The sequence below is a fragment of the Thauera sp. K11 genome (assembly GCF_002354895.1).
GTDB lineage: Bacteria > Pseudomonadota > Gammaproteobacteria > Burkholderiales > Rhodocyclaceae > Thauera > Thauera sinica.
Genome location: NZ_CP023439.1, coordinates 640,663 through 660,254, shown reverse-complemented (window position 1 = coordinate 660,254; position 19,592 = coordinate 640,663). Strand labels below are relative to the sequence as shown.

Here is a 19,592-nt window from a genome sequence, read left to right as displayed (position 1 = left end):
CACTGCGGACGCTCGATCCGCGCAAGTGACGTTGCGGAAGTTTAGCGCAGCGCCCGAGCATTTGTCAGAGCGCACCGCTGATGCGCAAGAGCAGTCCCGCCTGCTTGCAAAGCCGGGAAAACCCCGATCGGGCCGGGATTTTGGCAGAATGCGGACGATGACGAAGGGAGGAAGGCGAATGCGGCGCGTGGTGTTCAACCAGAAGGGTGGAGTCGGCAAATCCACGATCACCTGCAACCTCGCGGCGATCAGCGCCCACCAGGGCAAGCGCACGCTGGTGGTGGACCTCGATCCGCAGGGCAATTCCACCCAGTATCTGCTCGGCGCAGGCAGCGACACGCTCGATGCGACGCTGGCCGACTTCTTCGACCAGACGCTGAACTTCCGCCTGAACCCGCGCGCCACCGGGGACTTCATCGTCGCCACGCCTTTCGAGGGGCTGTACGTGATGCCCTCGCATCCGCAGCTCGAGGAACTGCAGGGCAAGCTGGAGTCGCGCTACAAGATCTACAAGCTGCGCGATGCGCTGCGCGAGATCGGCGACGACTACGACTGCATCTTCATCGACACCCCGCCTGCGCTGAACTTCTACACCCGCTCGGCCCTCATCGCCGCCGACGCCTGCCTGATTCCCTTCGACTGCGACGAATTCTCGCGCCGCGCACTGTATTCGCTGCTCGAGAACGTGCAGGAGATCAAGGCCGACCACAACCGCGACCTGCAAGTGGAAGGCATCGTGGTGAACCAGTTCCAGCCGCGCGCCAGCCTGCCGGCGAAGGTCGTCCAGGAACTGATCGCCGAGGGCCTGCCGGTGCTGCAGCCCTATCTGTCGGCCTCGGTCAAGGTCAAGGAATCGCACGAGCAGGCCAAGCCGATGATCCACCTCGATCCCCGGCACAAGCTGTCGCAGGAATTCGTCGCGCTGCACGATACGCTGCAGCGCAGGTACGGGGCTTGAGCGGGACCTGCTCTTCGGGAGCGCTTCGGCGTTTGGGATGGATCGAGGGTTGAGGGAGCGAGTTGCGGGTCCGGGGAATCCCGGGCACGGGGTATTCGTTCCGGGGCTGCGGAACTCGCTCGCTGCGCTCGCTCGGACAGTCCTCGCCCCTCCACGACTACCCCGCACCCGGGATTTCGCGCCTGCGTGGGCCTCGTGGGGCGGCGGGTGGATGTCTTATGCGCGGCAGTTCGTGCGTCGTCGGGCCTGATTGACGGCGGCCCTGTCAGGAAACTGACGCCGCCATCGCGGGCAGCATCGCCTGACCGTCGGGGCTGCCATCGAATAGACGAACGTCACGAGCATCCCGGCATCGCAATCGCACCGCTGCGGCAGCACGGCAGCGACGTTCCAGTCACCTTCGACGACCTGCCCGACTACCGCATCGACGCCCCTCGATCAAACGGCGGCCCAGACCGCAACCACGCAGGCGCGGTGGATGCCGGGCATTCGTGGAGGGGGCGAGGACTGTCCGAGCCCGAAGGGCGAGTTCCGCAGCCCCCGGAACGAATGCCCGGCAGCCGCCGCGCCGGCCCCGCCGCTCAGCCCCAGGCGTCGAGCCGCAACCCGGATCACACTGGCTCAAGCTTGGCCACCGCCAGCAGCAGCCACTTGACGCCCGCCGGCCCGAAATTGATCTGCACCTTGGCATCCGTCCCGCTGCCCTCGGCCGCGACGATCACCCCCTGGCCGAACTTGGGGTGATTCACCGACTGGCCGATGCGCAGGCCGTTGGGCAGTTGCGCGAAGGTCGGCCGGGGCGTGCGCTGCACAGGCTTCGCCGACGACGGCTTGAAGTAGCCGCCGCCCATGCCGCCCAGGGCTCCCCCTGCGGCCGAACGCGGATTGGGCGGCGTGAGCCACTTCGTCAACGCCTCGGGGATCTCCTCGAGGAAACGCGAACGCAGGTTGTAGCGCGTCTGGCCATGCAGCATGCGGCTCTGCGCGAAGGACAGATAGAGCCGTTCGCGCGCCCGCGTCACCGCCACGTACATCAGCCGGCGCTCCTCCTCCAGGCCGTCGGTCTCGAGGATGCTGTTCTCGTGCGGGAACAATCCCTCCTCGAGCCCGGACAGGAACACCACGTTGAATTCCAGCCCCTTGGCGGAATGCACCGTCATCAACTGGACCGCGTCGGCGCCCTGGTCCGCCTGATGTTCGCCCGCCTCCAGCGAGGCATGCGCAAGGAAATCGGCCAGCAGCGCATGCGGCTGCGCCAGCGCGTCTTCGTCGACCTGGGCCTCGGCGACGAAGTTGGCGGCCGCATTGAGCAGTTCGTCGAGGTTCTCGAGCCGCTCGCGCCCCTCCTTTTCCGCCTTGTAATGCGCGCGCAGGCCACTGACGTCCAGCATGTGGTCGACCAGTTCGGGCAGCGGCAGCTTCGCCGTGTCGCGCCGCATGTCCTCCACCAGCCTCACGAACTGCCCCAGGGACGTGCCGGCCTTGCCGGTGAGATGCGGCACGGCGGAATACAGGCTGCCGTTCCAGGTGCGCGCCGCGTCGGCCAGCACCTCCAGCGAACGCGCGCCGATGCCGCGGGTGGGGAAATTCACCACGCGCGCGAAAGCCGTGTCGTCGTCCGGGTTGGCGATCAGGCGCAGATAGGCGAGCGCATGCTTGATCTCCTGCCGCTCGAAGAAGCGCAGCCCGCCATAGACCCGGTACGGAATGCCGGCGGAGAACAACTGGTGCTCGAGCACACGCGACTGCGCATTCGAGCGGTACAGCAACGCGATCTCGGCGCGCAGGCCGCCGTCCCGCACCAGCGACTGCACCTCTTCGACGATCCAGCGCGCCTCGTCGGCGTCCGAGAACGCCTCGAACACCCGGATGGGCTCGCCGGCGCCCTGGTCGGTCCACAAGTTCTTGCCCAGCCGGTTGGTGTTGTGGCGGATGATGGCGTTGGCGGCATCCAGGATGTTGCTGCGCGAGCGGTAGTTCTGCTCCAGCCGGATCACGTTCTGCACATGGAACTCGCGCTCGAAGTCGCGCATGTTGCCGACCTCGGCGCCGCGGAAGCGGTAGATGCTCTGGTCGTCGTCGCCGACACAGAACATCGCCGCGCCGCCCTCCCGCCCCTCGTCGGCGAACATGCGCAGCCAGCGGTACTGCAGCCGGTTGGTGTCTTGGAACTCGTCGACCAGGATGTGGCGGAAACGGCGCTGGTAATGCCGGCGCACCGGTTCGTTGCGCTCGAGCAGTTCGTAGCTGCGCAGCAGCAGCTCGGCAAAATCGACCACGCCCTCGCGCTGGCACTGGGCCTCGTATTCCTGGTAGAGCTGCACGCGCTGGCGGGTGTAGTCGTCCCAGGCTTCGACCGCGTGCGGCCGGTTGCCGGCTTCCTTCTGGCCGTTGATGAAGTGCTGCAGGTCGCGCGGAGGAAACTTCTCGTCATCGACGTTCAGCGTCTTCAACAGGCGCTTGATCGCGGCGAGTTGATCCCCGGAGTCCAGGATCTGGAACAGTTGCGGCAGGCCGGCATCGCGGTGATGCGTTCGCAGCAGCCGGTTGGCGAGGCCGTGGAAGGTTCCGATCCACATGCCGCGCGTGCTGACGGGCAGCATCGCCGACAGGCGCGCCAGCATTTCCCGCGCCGCCTTGTTGGTGAAGGTCACCGCCAGTATTCCGGAGGGGTCGACCTGGCCGGACTGGATCAGCCAGGCGATGCGGGTGGTCAGCACCCGCGTCTTGCCCGAGCCGGCACCGGCAAGGATCAGCGCGTGCTGCGGCGGCAGCGTGACGGCTTGGTGTTGTTGATCGTTCAGGTTGGCAAGCAGGTTCGACATCGTCCTTCCTCGTTTGCCCGCATTGTAAACCGGTCGCGCCGCCCGCCCGGGCCTGCGCAGATGGTAGAAATGTTGTACCAATGCTGCATTGCGGAAAACCATTATTGAATTTCTGCATTGCCTCGGCTAGTCTGCATCTTGTGCATCGCAACATTTTGAGCAAATCGAGGATGAACCAAGTCACGGCGGTGCGGACAAAATCTGCGTAAGATCAACGACGTGGACGTGTAGCGGCGGCATTTCAGGATTCGCTGCCCTGCACACGAGGCAAGGCCCAAAAGGCATTGCCGGCACCGAGGATCGTGACACTCACCCCGAGGAAATCCGAACATGAATACGCCGAAACTGCTTCCCTGGTACGCCCGCAAGGCGGGGGTTTCGATCGAACGCGCCGAGTCTCTCTGGCGCAAGGCCGTACGCGAGGCAACCGCGGAAACCGGCTGGGTAGGCACCGCCGAATACTGGGGCGCCACCATGAGCCACTTCCAGCGCCTGCTCGAAGAAGAGAAGGCCACGCTGTGCACGCCGTGCGTCACGCCTCTGGTGCAAAGCCAGCGCCGCATGCTGCGGCTGCCGCTGATCGCAATGGAGGACTTCGTCACCGCGACCCACACGTACTGGCAGCGCTCGGGTGGCTTTCCGCGCAAGGTGGCCTGAGGCCGCGACACGGACGATTGCCGACCGCGCAGAACTGACATGAACTTCACGCCCCGCCTCGCGGCGCGGGCATAACCGGCTCCCTCCCTCTCCTTAACGGAGATTCGGCATCCCTCCTCACGGCGGGGTGCCTTTTTTTTGCCCGGCACAGCCGTCGCCGACGCCGAGGCGCCGAACGCCCGTCCCCTGCTTCACGATATACTCTCGCGTTTTCAACGCTTTGAAGCAGCGCACCCCGCCCATGCAGGACAAATATCAGCCCACGGCCGTCGAGACGGCCGCCCAACAGCACTGGGACACCACCTCCGCCTTCCGCGTCACCGAGGATGCCGGCAAGCCCAAGTACTACTGCCTGTCGATGTTCCCCTACCCGTCGGGCAAGCTGCACATGGGCCATGTGCGCAACTACACCATCGGCGACGTGCTGGCGCGCTATCACCGCATGAAGGGCTGCAACGTGCTGCAGCCCATGGGCTGGGACGCCTTCGGCATGCCGGCGGAGAACGCCGCGATCCAGAACAACGTGCCGCCGGCGAAGTGGACCTACGCCAACATCGACTACATGAAGGGCCAGTTGAAGCGCCTGGGCTTCGCCATCGACTGGTCGCGCGAACTGGCCACCTGCGCGCCGGAATACTACCGCTGGGAACAATGGCTGTTCACCCGCCTGTTCGAGAAGGGGCTGATCTACAAGAGGCTCGGCACGGTGAACTGGGACCCGGTGGACGAGACCGTGCTCGCCAACGAGCAGGTCATCGACGGCCGCGGCTGGCGTTCGGGGGCGCTCGTCGAGAAGCGCGAGATCCCGATGTACTACATGAAGATCACCGCCTACGCCGACGAGCTGCTCGCCGCGCTCGATGATCTGCCCGGCTGGCCCGAGCAGGTGAAGCTGATGCAGAAGAACTGGATCGGCCGCTCCGAGGGGGTGGAGGTGCACTTCCCCTACGACCTGTCGACCGTCGGCCGCTCTGGCGTGCTGAAAGTCTTCACCACCCGCGCGGACACGCTGATGGGCGCCACCTACGTCGCGGTCGCCGCCGAACACCCGCTCGCCACCCAGGCCGCGGCAGGCAATGCCGCGCTCGCTGCCTTCGTCGACGAATGCAAGCACGGCGGCGTCGCCGAGGCCGACCTCGCGACGATGGAAAAGAAGGGCATGCCGACCGGCCTGCGCGTGGTGCACCCGCTGACCGGCGAATACCTCGACGTGTGGGTCGCCAACTACGTGCTGATGGGCTACGGCGAAGGCGCGGTGATGGCGGTGCCGGCGCACGACGAGCGCGACTTCGCCTTCGCCACCAGGTATTCGCTGCCGATCAGGATGGTGGTGCGCTCGACCCGCGACGCGTACGAAGACACCGTCGCACCGTGGATCGACGCCTACGCCGAACACGGCCGCCTGGTGAACTCCGGCCGCTACGACGGCCTGCACTTCCAGGATGCGGTCGATGCCATCGCCGCCGACCTCGAGGCCAAGGGCCTGGGCGCCAAGCGCGTGCAGTACCGCCTGCGCGACTGGGGCATCTCGCGCCAGCGCTACTGGGGCTGCCCGATCCCGATGATCCACTGCGCCGACTGCGGCGACGTACCGGTGCCCGACGAGCAGTTGCCGGTGGTGCTGCCCGAAAACGTCGAGATCACCGGCCGCGGCTCGCCGCTGGCCAGGATGCCCGGGTTCTACGAGTGCGACTGCCCCAGGTGCGGCAAGCCGGCCCGCCGCGAGACCGATACGATAGACACCTTCGTCGAATCGTCGTGGTACTTCCTGCGCTACGCCTGCGCCGACAGCGACACGGCGATGGTGGATGCGCGCGTCGGCTACTGGGCGCCGGTCGACCAGTACATCGGCGGCATCGAGCACGCCATCCTGCACCTGCTGTATTCGCGCTTCTTCACCCGCGCGATGCGCGACTGCGGCCTGGTGGACGTGTCCGAGCCCTTCACCAACCTGCTGACCCAGGGCATGGTGGTGGCCGAGACCTATTACCGCGAGGGCGAAGGCGGCAAGAAGCAGTGGATCAATCCCGCGGACGTCGGCATCGAGCGCGACGAGCGCGGCCGCATCGTCGCCGCGAGGCTCACGTCCGACGGGCAGCCGGTGGTGATCGGCGGCACCGAGAAGATGTCGAAGTCGAAGAACAACGGCGTCGATCCGCAGTCGCTGGTGGACCAGTACGGCGCCGACACGGCGCGGCTCTTCATCATCTTCGCCGCGCCGCCCGACCAGCAGCTCGAATGGTCCGACTCCGGCGTCGAGGGCGCCTCGCGCTTCCTGCGCCGGGTCTGGAACTACGGCCACACCTTCGTCACCGAGACGCGCCCGGCGCTGCCCGCCACGCGCCGGCTTGCCGCCGGCGGCATCCCGGCCGCGCTCGCCGACGTCCGGCGCGAAATCCACACCCACCTCAAGCAGGCGAGCTACGACTTCGGCAAGCACCAGTTCAACACCGTGGTGTCGGCCGCGATGAAAGTGCTCAACGCGCTGGAAAAGGCGCACAAGGAACTCGCCGCCGCCGAACCGGCGGCGCACGCCGAGGTGGCGGAGGAAGGCTTCTCCATCCTGCTGCGCCTCTTGTCGCCGATCACGCCGCACATCTGCCATGCGTTGTGGATCGATTGCGGCTTCGGCACCGACATCCTCGCCGCACGCTGGCCGGAGCCGCTCGAGGCGGCGCTGAAGCAGGACGAGATCGAACTGGTGGTACAGGTCAACGGCAAGCTGCGCGGCAGCATCAACGTGGCCGCCGACGCATCCAGGGGCCAGATCGAGGCGCTCGCCCTCGCCTCCGAGGCGGCGCAGAAGTTCATGGAAGGCAAGCCGCCCAGGAAAGTGGTGGTGGTGCCCGGCCGCCTCGTCAACATCGTCGTCTGAGGAAGCGACCATGCCCGCTGCTCCCGTCCTGCCCCGCCGCCGCCTGCTGCTCGCCTGCGCGGGGCTCCTCGGCCTGGCCCTCGGCGGCTGCGGCTTTCACCTGCGCGGTCCGCAGCGCATGGACTTCGCCACGATCCACGTCGGCGTGAGCGCCCAGACGGACTTCGGCGCCACGCTGCGCCGCCAGATCGCGACGACCGAGAGCACCACCGTGACCGAGGACCCCGCCCAGGCCGAAGCCCGCCTGCAGATCCTCGCCAACGACCGCGAACGCGAGATCCTCAGCCTGACCGGGCGCGGCAAGGTAGGCGAATACCAGCTCATCCAGCGCCTGCGCTTCCAGTTGCTGGACAAGGCCGGCGCCGCCATCATCCCGCCCACCGAGCTGACGGCGCGGCGCGAATACACCTTCGACGACGCGCAGATCCTCGGCAAGGCGCAGGAAGAGGCACTGCTGTACCGCGACATGCAGGACGATCTGGTGCAGCAGTTGATGCGCCGCCTCTCCGCGGCCAGGCGCAAGCCCTGAACGGCGCCCGGGTGCCCGCCACCGTGCCATGATCCTGCGCCCCGACCAGCTCGCCACCCTGCTCGCGAAGCCGCTCGCCCCGCTGTGGGTGCTGCACGGCAACGAGCCGCTGCTGGTGCTGGAGGCGGCCGACGCCATCCGCGCGGCCGCACGCGGGCAGGGTTACGAGGAGCGCGAAACCCTGGTCGTCGGGCAGGGCTTCAAGTGGGACGCCCTGACGCTGGCGGCGGGCAACCTGTCGCTGTTCGGCGGCGCCAAGCTGATCGATCTGCGCATCCCCGGCGGCAAGCCGGGGCGGGACGGCGGCGAGGCGCTGCAGCGCTACGCCGCCGCGCTGCCGGCGCAGACGCTGACCCTGGTGACGCTGCCCGAACTCGACTGGCAGGCGCGCAAGACGGGCTGGTTCAAGGCCCTGACCGAGGCCGGCAACGCGTTCGAACTCAACGCCCCCGAGCGCGAACGGCTGCCCGACTGGATCGCGCGCCGCCTCGCCGCGCAGGAGCAGACGGCGGCGCCCGAAGCGCTGGTCTTCATCGCCGACCACGTCGAAGGCAACCTGCTGGCGGCGCACCAGGAAATCCTCAAGCTCGGGCTGCTCCATCCCAAGGGCGCGCTGAGCCTGGAGCAGGTACAGGACGCGGTGCTCAACGTCGCACGCTACGACATCGACAAGCTCCGCCAGGCAGTGCTCGAGGGCGACCCCGCGCGCTGCGCACGCCTGCTCGACGGCCTGCGCGGCGAAGGTGCCGCCCCGCCGCTGGTGTTGTGGGCCCTGGCGAGCGAGGTGCGCAGCCTGGCGATGCTGCGCGCCGGCCAGGACGAGGGGCAGCCGCTCCCCGCGCTGCTGAAGGCGGAACGGGTGTTCGACGATCGCCGCCGGCAGGCGCTCAGCCGCGCGGTGCCGCGCCTCGGCTCGCCGGCGCTGCGGGCGGCGCTGCTGCACGCAGCGCGCATCGACCGCATGATCAAGGGCCTGGCCCAGGGCGACGTGTGGGACGAATTCCTGCAACTCAGCCTGCGGCTCGCCCGCCGATAGGCGCCGGCGCGCGCGTTCGGTGCTTTAATTCAGTATCAGCCCACGCTTTCCGACATTCGAATGGACATTCAGAACTACATGCAGACGCTGGGCCGCCAGGCCCGCGCCGCCTCGCGCGCGCTCGCCGCGGCCTCGACCGCGGCCAAGAACGACGCCCTCTTCGCCATGGCCGCCGAGATCCGCGCGCGGCGCGACGCCCTGCTCGCCGCCAATGCGCGCGACGTGGAGGAAGCGCGCGCCGCCGGCCTCGAACCCGCCCTGCTCGACCGCCTCATGCTGACCGGGAAGGGCATCGAGTCGATGGCGGCCGGCCTGGAGCAAGTTGCCGCACTGCCCGATCCGGTGGGCGAGATCACCGACGTCAAGCGCCGGCCATCGGGCATCCAGGTGGGCAAGATGCGGGTGCCGCTGGGCGTCATCGGCATCATCTACGAGGCACGCCCCAACGTCACCGCCGATGCCGCCGCGCTGTGCCTGAAATCCGGCAATGCGGCGATCCTGCGCGGCGGCCGGGAAGCGATCAACGCCAACCGCGCGATCGCCGCCTGCGTACGGGCGGGGCTGGCCGCCGCCGGGCTTCCCGAACACGCGGTACAGGTGGTGGAAACGACCGACCGCGAGGCCGTCGGCGCCCTCATCACCATGCCGGAGTTCGTGGACATCATCGTGCCGCGCGGCGGCAAGGGCCTGATCGAGCGCATCTCGAGGGACGCGAAGGTGCCGGTGATCAAGCACCTCGACGGCAACTGCCACGTCTATATCGACGACGAGGCCGATCCCGGCAAGATCGTGCCCATCGTCGAGAACGCCAAGACGCAGCGCTACGGTACCTGCAACACCGCCGAATCGCTGCTGGTGGCACGCGACATCGCCGATCTCTACCTGCCCGAGATCGCACGCATGCTCGCCGCCAAGGGCGTGGAGATGCGCTGCTGCGCCGAATCGCTGGCGCTGCTGCGCGAGGCGGCCATCGACGGCGCCACGCTCGTCGCCGCCACCGAGGCCGACTGGCGCGAGGAATACCTCGCGCCCATCATCGCGGTGAAGATCGTCGCCGACGCCGACGAGGCGATCGCCCACATCAACGCCTACAGTTCCGGCCACACCGAGGCCATCGTGACCGAGAACTACACGAAGGCGATGCGCTTCCTGCGCGAAGTCGACTCGGCCTCGGTGATGGTCAATGCGTCGACGCGCTTTGCCGATGGCTTCGAATATGGCCTCGGAGCCGAGATCGGCATCTCCACCGACAAGATCCACGCCCGCGGCCCCGTCGGCCTCGAGGGCCTGACCAGCCAGAAATGGATCGTCTTCGGCAATGGCGAGGTGCGCAAATAGACAAGGACAGCCTGAACGCCTCGTGCGGCACGGTGCTCGCACTGCCTTTCGGGCCCTTCGGCATCCGCATCGCGGACGGACTCGTCGAGGAACTCTGCTTCCTGCCCCCCGGCACGCCGCTGCGCGCGCCCGGGGACGAACTGGCCGAACGCGCCGCCGCGGCGATCCTCGCCTGGCTGGACGATCCCCGCGGCATGCCCGACCTGCCGTTCGCCCGGCGCGGCACGCCGTTCCGGCAGCGCGTCTGGCATGCGATCTCCGGCATTCCGCCCGGTGAGACGCGCAGTTACGGTGCGCTGGCCCAGGCCGTGGGCAGCGTGCCGCGCGCGGTGGGCCAAGCCTGCGGCGCCAATCCGTTTCCGCTCTTCGTACCGTGCCATCGCGTCACCGCCGCGGCGGACATCGGCGGATTTGCCAATGCCCGCGGCGGCTGGCTGATCGACGCCAAGCGCTGGCTGCTCGCCCACGAGGCCGGCAGATGAGCGTCTCCACCCGCCCGCCCGAAGGGGACGCGCTCCCGACCCCGGGGAGCGTGTCGCGCAGCGGCGGGAAAGCCAGTCCGGTGAGTGCGCTGCCCGCGGCCCCGGCCGAGGCGCTCGCCGAACTCGACGCCTTCATCGACGTCCTCTGGCTGGAGGACGGGCTCGCCCGCAACACGCTCGCGGGCTATCGCAGCGATCTCGCGCTGTTCTCGGCCTGGCTCGCGCAGCGCGGCGTCGCCCTGCCACGCGCGTGTGCGGCGGACCTCGCCGCCTATCTCGCCGAATTCAGCCTGCGTGCCAAACCCGCCAGCCAGCGCCGCCTGCTGGCCGCCTGGCGGCGATACTACCGGCACCTGGCCAACCGCGGCGCCATCGCGGAAGACCCGACGCTGCTGCTCGATCCACCGATGCCGACGCAGCGCTTTCCGCGCACCCTGAGCGAATCCCAGGTCGAAGCGCTCCTTGCAGCGCCCGATCCCGGGACCACTTTCGGCCTGCGCGACCGCTGCATGTTCGAGGTCCTGTATGCCACGGGATTGCGCGTATCGGAACTCGTCGGCCTGCGCCTGTTCGAAGTCAGCCTCAACGACGGCTTCGTCCGCGTCATGGGCAAGGGCAGCAAGGAGCGGCTCGTACCGCTGGGCCAGGTTGCCGCGGACTGGATCACGCGCTACGCCGGCGAGGCGCGCCCCCCGCTTCTGGCCGGAAAGAACAGCGATGCGCTGTTCGTCACGCGCCTGGGCGCATCCATGACAAGACAGATGTTCTGGCGCATCATCAAACAGCATGCCCTTGCGGCCGGCATTGCGGCGGACCGGATATCGCCGCATACGCTGCGCCATGCATTCGCGACCCATCTGCTCAATCACGGCGCCGATCTGCGCGTCGTGCAACTGCTGCTGGGTCACGCCGATATCTCGACGACCCAGGTCTATACGCACGTCGCCAGGGAAAGACTTAAACAACTGCATGCCGCGCATCACCCGCGCGCCTGAATCGACCCTACCCGCCCGCGGAATCGTGATCATGTCCAGGACCGAACTCCACGCACCGGAAACGCCGGCGACCCGGTTTCTCCGCCAGCACGGCATCGCCTATTCGAACCACCCCTATGTCTACGAAGAGCACGGCGGCACCGCCGTATCGGCGCGGGAATTGAACGTCAGCGAGCACGCGGTGATCAAGACCCTGATCATGGAGGACGAAAGCGCAGCGCCGCTGATCGTCCTCATGCATGGCGACCGCAAGGTTTCCACCAAGGAACTTGCGCGCCAGACTGGCCGCAAGCGCATCGAACCCTGCCGCCCCGAGGTTGCCAACCGTCATACCGGTTTTCTCGTCGGCGGCACGTCGCCATTCGGCACTCGAAAGAAGATGCCGGTATTCCTGGAGCGGACGATCCTGGAAATCCCGCTCATCTACATCAATGGCGGGCGCCGCGGCTATCTCGTGGGGATCCATCCACACGACATCCTGCGGGTATTGCAGCCCACCCTCGTCGACGCCGCCCTTTGATTTCTTCTCCCAATGGCTTGAAAACGATTTTAAACGGCCGAAATTGATGGCAGAATTGCGGCACGCAATTTCGTTTTCGTCTCGCCATTGTCGGCGAGGTCAATGTCCAGCCTGAACAGCAAAGCCAGGCAAGAATAGGGAAAAATCATGGACCTTTCATCCTTGTCGCTGACCGAACTGCGTCGTCTGCAGAGCCGCGTCGAAAGCGAACTCCGCCGCCGCACCGATACCACGCGGCGCAATCTGCTCAAGAAGATGCAGAAGATGGCAGCCGACGAAGGGCTGTCGCTCGACGATCTGCTCGAGACGCCGCCGCAACCGGTGGCGGCCAAGCCCGCCGCGCAGAAGCGCACCCGCCGCGCCGCGGCAGCGCCGGAAAAGAAGGCGGCACCCGTCATCAAGTACCGCCACCCGGAAGATTCGTCCAAGGGCTGGAGCGGTCGCGGGCGCAAACCGCAGTGGGCGATGGATTGGGTCGCCCAGGGCAAATCACTGGAAGAGCTTGCCGTTTCCTGATCGCCCTCTTCGCCGGACGCGGACCCGCCGGCGAAACTTCAATACGCTCTCGATATGCACGGATGATTGCCTCGCGGCAATCATCCGTTGCCGCCATTCAGCCGGTTCTTTCGGTGCGAGTTGCCAAACGGCGATCGGATCACGGGCAGGACCGGGGCACCTGAGCGCCCCCGGCAGCCGCCGAATCTGCATCCCGGCCGCGTTCGATGAATACGCCGACGCGGCGCACGCCTTTCGTCACGCCGATCTTCGCCAGCCTCACCTTCACCCACGGCGCGCGAAAGTCGTTCAATAGCAGATCGACGACGAACTCGCCCAGGGTTTCGATCAGGTTGAAATGCCGCTGCGCCAGTTCCAGCCGGATACGGTCGATTACCTCGGCATAGTCGATGGTGTCCGCGATATCGTCGCGTATCGCCGCCGCATCGGGTACGCCGAAGGTCAGATTGAGTTCGACGGTCTGCGGGGCGGCCTTCTCCCTGGCGTAGATGCCGATCCATGCCTGCACCCGCAATTCCTCGATGAAGATGAAATCCATGCTGGTTCCCGATTAGAATCGGCGCCATCTTATCGCGGAAGCGCCCGCGTCCCGAAACCGTTCCGGCCAGAGCCGGACCACGCCCGCCCGCCATCCCCCGCCAATCGGCGGCTGGAGAAACGATGTCCGTTTTGATTCTGCTCGTTGCCGCCTATCTGCTCGGCTCCATTCCCTTTGCCATCGTCAGCAGCAGGCTGTTCGGCCTCGAGGATCCGCGCCGCTACGGTTCGGGCAACCCCGGCGCGACGAACGTGCTGCGCAGCGGGAACAAGGCCGCAGCGGCACTCACGCTGATCGGCGACTGCCTCAAGGGCTGGCTGGCGGTGTGGGCGGCGGCGCGCCTGGGCTTCGGAGCATTCGAGGCGGCGCTGGCCGGCATCGCGGCCTTCCTCGGCCACGTCTTCACCATCTTCCTGCGTTTCAATGGCGGCAAGGGCGTTGCCACCGCGCTGGGCGTGCTCGCCGGCATCGACTGGCGCATCGCCCTCGCGAGCCTGGTCGTCTGGCTGCTGGTCGCCTTCGGCACCCGCTACTCGTCGGCGGGAGCGCTGGCGGCCGCAGTCGCGGCGCCGGTCGCGGGCGCCGTACTCCTCGGCCTCGGCCCTGTCGCCGGGGCCCTCGCGGCGATGTCGGCGGTCCTGATCTGGCGCCACTCCGCCAACATCAAGCGCCTGCTCGCCGGCACCGAGGGACGCATCGGCGGCAAGAAGAAGGTCTGAGGCGGAAAGACGTCACGCACCGCGGCCCGCCCATGATCCGATCGCGCAGGTTCAGGCCCGCGCCGCGCGCGGCGGACACAGCTCGGTGAGCGGCCAGCGCGGATGGATGCGCACGGCAGGCGGCGTTCCGCGCACTTCACCTGCGGCCAGCCGGAGCGCTCCGGCAAATGCGATCATCGCGCCGTTGTCGGTGCACAGCTCGGGCTCCGGGTAATACACCCGCCCACCGCGCCCGCCGACGGCCGCATCCAGCACTTCGCGCAGGCGACGGTTGGCGCCGACGCCACCGGCCACGACCAGCGTCTTCAGGCCGGCCTTCTTCAACGCGCCCAGCGCCTTTGCGCACAGGACGTCCACCACCGCTTCCTGGAACGCCGCGGCCAGATCGGCCGTCCATGCCGGCTGCCAGTCGGCGCCCGAAACGACGTTGAGCACCGCAGTCTTGAGTCCGCTGAAGCTGAAGTCGAGGTCGCCCGAATGCAGCATCGGCCGCGGCAGCCTGAACCGGCTTGCATCCCCCTGTTCGGCCAGGCGCGCGAGTTGCGGCCCGCCCGGATAGCCGAGCCCGAGCAGCTTGGCGGTCTTGTCGAAGGCTTCTCCCGCCGCGTCGTCCACCGATTCGCCCAGCAGCGCGTAGTCCCCCACGCCGCGCACCCGCATCAACTGCGTATGGCCGCCCGACACCAGCAAGGCGACGAAGGGAAAAACCGGAGGATCGGCCGCCAGCAAGGGCGACAGCAGATGCCCTTCGAGATGATGGACCGGGAGCACCGGCACGCCGCGCGCAAGGCCCAGCGATTCGGCCACGCTCGCGCCGACCAGCAGGGCGCCCGCGAGCCCCGGACCGGCGGTGTAGGCGATGGCGTCGATGTCGGTCATGCGCAGCGCGGTCGTCCGCAGCAGCCGCTCCAACAGCAGCGGAAGGCGGCGGATGTGGTCGCGCGAAGCGAGTTCGGGCACGACGCCGCCGTAGGCCGCATGGAGATCCACCTGCGAATGCAGGCAATGGCCCAAGAGCCGCCCCGCGCCCTCGCCCGTCTCGTAGATCGCCACCCCGGTCTCGTCGCACGAGGTCTCGATGCCCAGCACTTTCATCACGTCCATCCAGTTGATTCGATGCGGCATTCTAACCATCTGCCAGGCTATTTCGAACCCGGGCGGTGTTGCAAAGGGGAAGGTTGTCGTTTATAGTTCTGCGCTTTCCGCCCACACGACACCCAAGGAAGTACGCAATGCCCGGTATTCGCGTAAAAGAGAACGAGCCGTTTGAAGTTGCGATCCGCCGCTTCAAGCGCACGATCGAGAAGACCGGTGTGCTGACCGAACTGCGTTCGCGCGAGTTCTACGAGAAGCCCACCGCCGAGCGCAAGCGCAAGCTGGCCGCCGCAGTGAAGCGCAACCACAAGCGCCTGCGCAGCCAGATGCTGCCGCCGAAGCTGTACTGATCGCATCGCAGCCGGCGCGGTTCGACGCTCGTTCCGCTGAACTCCCGGATGCCCGCTCGCCGGGCGGACGCCTCGAGGCTTCCGCCCGGCGAGCCGTTTTCGCTTTCCAGCCCCTCGCGCAGTCTGCTGCCATGACGGCCCGCGCCGGATGATTCCCCAGTCCTTCGTCCAGGAACTGCTGTCGCGCGTCGACATCGTCGACGTCATCGAGCGCTACCTTCCGCTCAAGAAGAGCGGCGCGAACTATTTCGCCTGCTGCCCGTTCCACGGCGAAAAATCCGCGTCGTTCTCCGTCAGCCCGACCAAGCAGTTCTATCACTGCTTCGGCTGCGGCGTGCATGGCAGTGCGATCGGTTTTCTGATGGAGTACAGCGGCCTCGGCTTCGTCGAAGCGGTGAAGGAACTCGCCGCCCAGGTCGGCCTGCAGGTCCCGGACGACGGCCACCACACGGCGATCCCCGCCAACGACAGCGAGCCCCTCCGCGAGGCGATGGCGACCGCCGCCCGCTTCTATCGAGAGCAGCTCAAGCATGCACCCAACGCGATCGACTACCTGAAGCGGCGCGGCCTGTCCGGCGAGATCGCCGCCCGCTTCGGGCTCGGCTATGCGCGCGACGAATGGCAGGGCCTGCAGCGCGCGTTTCCCGATTACCAGGCGAAGACCCTCGCCGACGCCGGCCTCGTCATCGACAACGACCAGGGCCGCCGCTACGACCGCTTCCGCGATCGCATCATGTTCCCGATCCACGACCGCCGCGGACGCATCATCGCCTTCGGCGGACGCATCCTGGATCAGGGCGAGCCAAAGTACCTGAATTCCCCGGAAACCCCGCTGTTCGAGAAAGGGCGCGAACTCTACGGACTGTTTCTCGCGCAGAAGGCGATCCGCGAAGCCGGCTTCGCGGTCGTGGTCGAGGGCTATATGGACGTCGTCGCGCTGGCGCAGTACGGCATCGAAAACGCCGTCGCGACGCTCGGCACGGCGACGACGCCGCAGCACGTCCAGTCGCTGCTGCGCCAGACCGATCGCATCGTCTTCTGCTTCGACGGCGACGCCGCCGGCCGCCGCGCGGCGTGGCGGGCGCTGGAAAACTCGCTCGAGACGCTGCGCGACGATGCCACGCTCGCCTTCCTGTTCCTGTCCGCCGAGCACGACCCCGATTCCTTCGTGCGCGCCGAGGGCGCCGAAGCCTTCCGCAAGGCCGCGGCCGGCGCGACGCCGCTCGCCCGCTTCCTGCTGCAGGAGCTTTCCGCGCGCAACGACCTGGACACCGCCGAGGGGCGCGCCGCGCTGGTGCACGAAGCCCGTCCGCTGGTCACCAGGGTAGCGGCGCCGCTGCTGCGCCTGCAACTGCTCAAGTCGGTCGCCGAAGCCGGCGAGCTGACGCAGGCCGAGGTGGAGGACGCCTACGGACTCCGCTCGGCCGCCCGCGCCGCAGGCCGACCGGGCGCCGCCGCACCGCCGGCCGCAGGATTCCGGCGCACCGCCGCGACAACGCCCCCCATGCAGCGCGGCCCGATGCGGCGCAAGCCGCCGTCGGCCATCGGCGCCCTGCTGCGCCTGGTGATGCAGCACCCCGCCTGGGCTGCCCGCCTGCCGGTGGACCTCGTGCCGGCGGACAGTGCCGAGGGGCGGGCGCTGATCGCCATCATCGACATGCTCAGCCTGGGCGAACCCATCCCCGCCGGCGGGCTGGGCGCCCTGATCGAACGCTTTCGCGACACCCCGCATGCCGACACGCTGTCGCGCGTCGCCGGCGATCTGGTCGACGAAGAGTTCGACGATGCCGTGATCGAGACGCTGTTCGATGACGCACTGCGCAAACTGCACACGGATGCGATCGCCGCCGAGATCGCCGATTTGATGCGGCGCGACCGCGAAACCGGACTGAACGCGGCCGACCGGCATCGCCTCGCAGAACTTCTTCACGAGAAACGGAACCCTGGCAGCGCAGCAAAGCTCTGATTTCTGTGATATAGTTTAACGTTCCCTTATTCACTTCCGCCCTGACTTGAGGAGTGCCATGGCACGCGAAAAAGCCAAAGATTCGCGCAAGGACAGCCCGAAAGGACGAGTCTCAAAGGCCAAGGACAAGACCGCCCAGGTCGTCGAAAGCCCCGAAGTTGCACCGCTCGACGCCGAGGTACGACGCACCCGACTGAAGACCCTGATCACGCTCGGCAAGGAGCGCGGCTACCTCACGTACGCCGAGATCAGCGACCACCTGCCCGACGACGTGGCCGACGCCGAGCAGATCGAAGGCATCATCGCCACCTTCAACAACATGGGCATCCAGGTCTACGACGAGGCTCCGGCCGCCGAAGATCTGCTGATGTCCGACAGCGTCGCCACCACGGTCGACGAAGACGTCGCCGAGGAAGAAGCCGAACAGGCGCTGTCCTCCGTCGACTCGGAATTCGGCCGCACGACCGACCCGGTGCGCATGTACATGCGCGAGATGGGCACCGTCGAGCTGCTCACCCGCGAGGGCGAGATCGAAATTGCCAAGCGCATCGAGGATGGCCTCAAGCACATGGTGCAGGCCATCTCCGCCTGCCCGACGACGATCGCCGAAATGCTCGATATCGTCGACAAGGTCACGAGGGACGAGATGCGCATCGACGAACTCGTCGACGGCCTGATCGATCCCAACGCCTCAGCCGAGGAAGCCGAACTCGCCGAAGCCGACGAGGAAGCCGCCGCGACCGAGGAAGCCGGGGAAGAAGACGACAACGAGGACGAGGACGAAGAAGGCAGCAGCGCCGAGAGCGCCAACGCCGCCTCGCTGCTGCAACTGAAGACCGACGCGCTCGCCCGCTTCGACGTCATCCGCGGCCTGTACTCCAAGAAGATGGACGTGCTGGCGAGGAAGGGTTCGCAGGACACCAACTACCTGCTGCTGCAGCAGCAGATCTCGGACGAACTGCTGAACATCCGCTTCACCGCCAAGGCGATCGAGCGGCTATGCGACTCGGTGCGCCACATGGTCGAGCAGGTCCGCGCCCACGAGCGCCACATCCTGCATCTGTGCGTGGATCGCGCCGGCATGCCGCGCCAGCACTTCATCAAGGTCTTCCCGGGCCAGGAAACCAACCTCGACTGGCTGAAGGAAGAAATCGCCGCCGGCAAGAGCTACGCCGAGGGCCTGATGCGCGCCCATCCCGCAGTGCTCGAGGAGCAGCAAAAGCTCATCAACATGCAGGACAAGATCGGCATCCCGCTGAAGGAACTCAAGGACATCAACCGCCAGATGTCCACCGGCGAAGCCAAGATGCGCCGCGCCAAGCGCGAGATGACCGAGGCCAACCTGCGCCTCGTGATCTCGATCGCCAAGAAGTACACCAACCGCGGCCTGCAGTTCCTCGACCTGATCCAGGAAGGCAACATCGGCCTGATGAAGGCGGTCGATAAATTCGAATACCGCCGCGGCTACAAGTTCTCGACCTATGCGACCTGGTGGATCCGCCAGGCGATCACGCGCTCGATCGCCGACCAGGCGCGCACCATCCGCATCCCGGTGCACATGATCGAGACGATCAACAAGATGAACCGCATCAGCCGCCAGATCCTGCAGGAAACCGGCCAGGAACCGGACCCCGCCACGCTGGCCGAGAAGATGGAAATGCCCGAGGAGAAGATCCGCAAGATCATGAAGATCTCCAAAGAGCCCATCTCCATGGAAACGCCGATCGGCGACGACGACGATTCGCACCTGGGCGATTTCATCGAGGATACCGCCACGCTGGCACCGTCCGACGCCGCCATGTACTCCGGGCTGCGGGACGCCACGTCGGAAGTGCTCGACTCGCTCACGCCGCGCGAGGCAAAAGTCCTGCGCATGCGTTTCGGCATCGAGATGAACACCGACCACACGCTGGAAGAAGTCGGCAAGCAATTCGACGTCACCCGCGAGCGCATCCGCCAGATAGAAGCCAAGGCCCTGCGCAAGCTGCGCCATCCCAGCCGTTCCGAGAAGCTGCGCAGCTTCCTCGACAACGAAGCCTGATCATGTGCCCGGAGGCATCGCCTCCCGGGCAGACAGACGGGCCTTTAGCTCAATCGGTTAGAGCAGAGGACTCATAATCCTTTGGTTGCGGGTTCGAGTCCCGCAGGGCCCACCATTGAATCAGGCAGAACGCCAATCCTTTTCGGGGTTGG

Annotated in this window: 17 protein-coding genes and 1 tRNA gene; 15 read left to right on the top strand and 3 right to left on the bottom strand. The window is 67.1% G+C overall.

The genetic code is table 11. The annotated features are described in order from the left end of the window. The first annotated feature begins 178 nt into the window (after window positions 1-178). The gene (locus tag CCZ27_RS03060; RefSeq protein WP_096445377.1) at window positions 179-958 is read left to right on the top strand and encodes a ParA family protein; all 780 of its coding nucleotides are present in this window, start codon (window positions 179-181) and stop codon (window positions 956-958) included. Between the two features lie 611 nt (window positions 959-1,569). Here CCZ27_RS03060 and CCZ27_RS03055 read toward each other — a convergent pair. Beyond that, entirely contained in the window at window positions 1,570-3,783 is a 2,214-nt protein-coding gene (locus CCZ27_RS03055) for a UvrD-helicase domain-containing protein (RefSeq protein ID WP_096445375.1), read from the bottom strand. Between the two features lie 330 nt (window positions 3,784-4,113). On the opposite strand from CCZ27_RS03055, the gene CCZ27_RS03050 reads away from it, so the two are divergent. From CCZ27_RS03050 to CCZ27_RS03010, 9 genes are all read left to right on the top strand, one after another. Then, window positions 4,114-4,440, top strand: a complete 327-nt coding sequence (locus tag CCZ27_RS03050; protein WP_096445373.1) for a hypothetical protein — start codon at window positions 4,114-4,116, stop codon at window positions 4,438-4,440. A gap of 241 nt (window positions 4,441-4,681) precedes the next feature. Next, window positions 4,682-7,315 carry a leucine--tRNA ligase gene (leuS, locus tag CCZ27_RS03045; protein WP_096445371.1) on the top strand — a complete coding sequence of 878 codons (2,634 nt, stop codon included), beginning with the start codon at window positions 4,682-4,684 and terminating at the stop codon, window positions 7,313-7,315. A gap of 10 nt (window positions 7,316-7,325) precedes the next feature. After that, window positions 7,326-7,844 (top strand): LPS-assembly lipoprotein LptE, encoded by a 519-nt coding sequence (locus tag CCZ27_RS03040; protein ID WP_096445369.1) that lies wholly within the window; start codon window positions 7,326-7,328, stop codon window positions 7,842-7,844. Between the two features lie 28 nt (window positions 7,845-7,872). Further along, window positions 7,873-8,880: a DNA polymerase III subunit delta gene (gene holA, locus CCZ27_RS03035; protein ID WP_096445367.1), complete on the top strand. Its 1,008-nt coding sequence runs from the start codon at window positions 7,873-7,875 to the stop codon at window positions 8,878-8,880. Between the two features lie 60 nt (window positions 8,881-8,940). Further along, entirely contained in the window at window positions 8,941-10,218 is a 1,278-nt protein-coding gene (locus tag CCZ27_RS03030; protein WP_096445365.1) for a glutamate-5-semialdehyde dehydrogenase, read from the top strand. Then, the gene (locus CCZ27_RS03025) at window positions 10,182-10,700 is read left to right on the top strand and encodes a methylated-DNA--[protein]-cysteine S-methyltransferase (RefSeq protein ID WP_096445363.1); all 519 of its coding nucleotides are present in this window, start codon (window positions 10,182-10,184) and stop codon (window positions 10,698-10,700) included. The genes CCZ27_RS03030 and CCZ27_RS03025 overlap by 37 nt, the downstream gene beginning before the upstream one ends. After that, a complete protein-coding gene (gene xerD, locus CCZ27_RS03020; protein WP_096445361.1) occupies window positions 10,697-11,695 on the top strand; it encodes a site-specific tyrosine recombinase XerD in 999 nt (332 codons plus the stop codon). Before CCZ27_RS03025 ends, xerD begins: the two co-directional genes overlap by 4 nt. Before the next feature lie 31 nt (window positions 11,696-11,726). After that, on the top strand, window positions 11,727-12,215 hold the full coding sequence (ybaK, locus tag CCZ27_RS03015; RefSeq protein WP_096452105.1) for a Cys-tRNA(Pro) deacylase: 489 nt from the start codon (window positions 11,727-11,729) through the stop codon (window positions 12,213-12,215). A gap of 147 nt (window positions 12,216-12,362) precedes the next feature. After that, a complete protein-coding gene (locus CCZ27_RS03010; protein WP_096445359.1) occupies window positions 12,363-12,731 on the top strand; it encodes an H-NS histone family protein in 369 nt (122 codons plus the stop codon). A 139-nt stretch (window positions 12,732-12,870) separates the two neighbouring features. Here the strand turns inward: CCZ27_RS03010 and CCZ27_RS03005 are convergent, their stop codons facing one another. After that, window positions 12,871-13,269 carry a dihydroneopterin aldolase gene (locus CCZ27_RS03005; RefSeq protein ID WP_096445357.1) on the bottom strand — a complete coding sequence of 133 codons (399 nt, stop codon included), beginning with the start codon at window positions 13,267-13,269 and terminating at the stop codon, window positions 12,871-12,873. Window positions 13,270-13,391: 122 nt separating this feature from the next. Here CCZ27_RS03005 and plsY point away from each other — a divergent pair, with 122 nt between their 5' ends. Then, window positions 13,392-13,988, top strand: a complete 597-nt coding sequence (plsY, locus tag CCZ27_RS03000) for a glycerol-3-phosphate 1-O-acyltransferase PlsY (protein WP_096445355.1) — start codon at window positions 13,392-13,394, stop codon at window positions 13,986-13,988. A 51-nt stretch (window positions 13,989-14,039) separates the two neighbouring features. Here plsY and tsaD read toward each other — a convergent pair whose 3' ends face one another. Then, entirely contained in the window at window positions 14,040-15,083 is a 1,044-nt protein-coding gene (tsaD, locus tag CCZ27_RS02995; RefSeq protein WP_096452103.1) for a tRNA (adenosine(37)-N6)-threonylcarbamoyltransferase complex transferase subunit TsaD, read from the bottom strand. A gap of 137 nt (window positions 15,084-15,220) precedes the next feature. Here tsaD and rpsU point away from each other — a divergent pair, with 137 nt between their 5' ends. The 4 genes from rpsU to CCZ27_RS02975 all read left to right on the top strand — a co-directional run bounded on the left by rpsU (window position 15,221) and on the right by CCZ27_RS02975 (window position 19,555). Beyond that, window positions 15,221-15,433 (top strand): 30S ribosomal protein S21, encoded by a 213-nt coding sequence (gene rpsU, locus CCZ27_RS02990; protein WP_004260978.1) that lies wholly within the window; start codon window positions 15,221-15,223, stop codon window positions 15,431-15,433. A gap of 148 nt (window positions 15,434-15,581) precedes the next feature. After that, the gene (gene dnaG / locus CCZ27_RS02985; protein WP_096445353.1) at window positions 15,582-17,399 is read left to right on the top strand and encodes a DNA primase; all 1,818 of its coding nucleotides are present in this window, start codon (window positions 15,582-15,584) and stop codon (window positions 17,397-17,399) included. Window positions 17,400-17,457: 58 nt separating this feature from the next. After that, a complete protein-coding gene (gene rpoD, locus CCZ27_RS02980) occupies window positions 17,458-19,440 on the top strand; it encodes an RNA polymerase sigma factor RpoD (RefSeq protein ID WP_096445351.1) in 1,983 nt (660 codons plus the stop codon). 38 nt (window positions 19,441-19,478) lie between these two features. Further along, a tRNA-Ile gene (locus CCZ27_RS02975) sits at window positions 19,479-19,555 on the top strand. Window positions 19,556-19,592: the final 37 nt, after the last annotated feature.

Coding starts and splice junctions, on each gene's coding strand:
- plsY (WP_096445355.1), top strand. CDS start 13,392: ATGTCCGTTTTGATTCTGCTCGTTGCCGCCTATCTGCTCGGCTCCATT.
- rpsU (WP_004260978.1), top strand. CDS start 15,221: ATGCCCGGTATTCGCGTAAAAGAGAACGAGCCGTTTGAAGTTGCGATC.
- CCZ27_RS03005 (WP_096445357.1), bottom strand. CDS start 13,269: ATGGATTTCATCTTCATCGAGGAATTGCGGGTGCAGGCATGGATCGGC.
- CCZ27_RS03050 (WP_096445373.1), top strand. CDS start 4,114: ATGAATACGCCGAAACTGCTTCCCTGGTACGCCCGCAAGGCGGGGGTT.
- CCZ27_RS03025 (WP_096445363.1), top strand. CDS start 10,182: ATGGATCGTCTTCGGCAATGGCGAGGTGCGCAAATAGACAAGGACAGC.
- CCZ27_RS03030 (WP_096445365.1), top strand. CDS start 8,941: ATGGACATTCAGAACTACATGCAGACGCTGGGCCGCCAGGCCCGCGCC.
- rpoD (WP_096445351.1), top strand. CDS start 17,458: ATGGCACGCGAAAAAGCCAAAGATTCGCGCAAGGACAGCCCGAAAGGA.
- dnaG (WP_096445353.1), top strand. CDS start 15,582: ATGATTCCCCAGTCCTTCGTCCAGGAACTGCTGTCGCGCGTCGACATC.
- CCZ27_RS03040 (WP_096445369.1), top strand. CDS start 7,326: ATGCCCGCTGCTCCCGTCCTGCCCCGCCGCCGCCTGCTGCTCGCCTGC.
- ybaK (WP_096452105.1), top strand. CDS start 11,727: ATGTCCAGGACCGAACTCCACGCACCGGAAACGCCGGCGACCCGGTTT.
- CCZ27_RS03055 (WP_096445375.1), bottom strand. CDS start 3,783: ATGTCGAACCTGCTTGCCAACCTGAACGATCAACAACACCAAGCCGTC.
- holA (WP_096445367.1), top strand. CDS start 7,873: ATGATCCTGCGCCCCGACCAGCTCGCCACCCTGCTCGCGAAGCCGCTC.
- leuS (WP_096445371.1), top strand. CDS start 4,682: ATGCAGGACAAATATCAGCCCACGGCCGTCGAGACGGCCGCCCAACAG.
- xerD (WP_096445361.1), top strand. CDS start 10,697: ATGAGCGTCTCCACCCGCCCGCCCGAAGGGGACGCGCTCCCGACCCCG.
- tsaD (WP_096452103.1), bottom strand. CDS start 15,083: ATGAAAGTGCTGGGCATCGAGACCTCGTGCGACGAGACCGGGGTGGCG.
- CCZ27_RS03010 (WP_096445359.1), top strand. CDS start 12,363: ATGGACCTTTCATCCTTGTCGCTGACCGAACTGCGTCGTCTGCAGAGC.
- CCZ27_RS03060 (WP_096445377.1), top strand. CDS start 179: ATGCGGCGCGTGGTGTTCAACCAGAAGGGTGGAGTCGGCAAATCCACG.